The sequence below is a fragment of the Nocardiopsis sp. KDC1DS13DA1 genome, from assembly GCF_055632325.1.
In genome coordinates this window covers 1-1,211 of record NZ_JBVMUY010000012.1, presented here as the reverse complement: position 1 = coordinate 1,211, position 1,211 = coordinate 1, and the positions used below count along the sequence as shown (strand labels likewise).

General features: G+C 72.6%; 1 protein-coding gene and 1 pseudogene. Both read right to left on the bottom strand.

What is annotated here, in order from left to right:
• Nucleotides 1–294, bottom strand: a pseudogene (locus ACTVAJ_RS08175) (succinate--CoA ligase subunit alpha); the annotation flags it as partial.
• Between the two features lie 65 nt (nt 295–359).
• A partial coding sequence (locus ACTVAJ_RS08170) for an ATP-grasp domain-containing protein (protein ID WP_470387468.1) occupies nt 360–1,211 on the bottom strand: 852 nt, incomplete at its 5' end.

Genomic DNA, 1,211 nt, shown 5'->3' with positions numbered 1-1,211 from the left:
GACCGCCAGACCGATCCCGGCGTCGATCGCCTCGATGACCGCGTCCTTGCAGAACTTCGGCGGGACGAAGATGACGGTGACGTCGGCGCCGGTGGCCGCCATACCCTCGGCCACGGAGCCGAAGACGGGAACCTCGGTGCCGTCGAAGTCGACGCTCTGCCCGGCCTTGCGCGGGTTCACGCCGCCGACGATGGTGGTGCCCGACGCGAGCATGCGGCGGGTGTGCTTGGTGCCCTCAGAGCCGGTCATGCCCTGGACCAGCACCTTGCTGTCCTTGTTCAGGAAGATGGCCATCCGTACCTGCTCTCTCCTGTCGCTCTCCTCGTGACGGGCGTCGTGTCGGAGCCGTCGTACCGGGATCAGTGCGCGGCCAGGAGCGCGGCCCGGGCGGCGGCGCCGTCCATCGTGTCGACCTGTCGCACGGCCGGGTGGGCGTGCCTGGTGAGGATGTCGCGGCCCAGCTCGGCGTTGTTGCCGTCCAGGCGGACGACGAGCGGCTTGCCCGGCCGCCCCGAACCCGAGCCCTCGCCGCGGCCCTCCAGCATCTCCAGGGCCTGGACGATGCCGTTGGCCACCGCGTCGCAGGCGGTGATGCCGCCGAAGACGTTGACGAACACGCTCCTGACCGCCGGGTCGCCCAGGATGATCTCCAGGCCGTTGGCCATGACCTCGGCGGACGCCCCGCCGCCGATGTCCAGGAAGTTGGCGGGCTTGACGCCGCCGTGCGCCTCGCCGGCGTAGGCGACCACGTCCAGGGTGGACATGACCAGGCCCGCGCCGTTGCCGATGATGCCGACCTCGCCGTCGAGCCTGAGGTAGTTGAGGCCCTTCGCCCTGGCCGCGGCCTCCAGCGGGTCGGCGTCCGCCCCGTCCGCGAACGGGGCGCGCTCGGGGTGCCGGAAGGCGGCACCGTCGTCCAGGGTCACCTTCGCGTCGAGCGCCAGGACCCGACCGTCCACCGTACGGACCAGCGGGTTGACCTCGACGAGGGTGGCGTCCTCCCCCACCGCGACCGCCCACAGCCGACGGATCACCCGGGCGGCGCACTCCCACACCGCCTCGGGCAGTCCGGCGGAACGGCAGACCGCCAGAGCCGCCTCCCGGTCCACCCCGCGGGGGCCCACCGGGGTACGGACGACCGCGTCGGGGTCGGAGGCCGCGACCTCCTCGATCTCCACGCCCCCCTCGGCGGAGCAGATCGACAGGAAGGT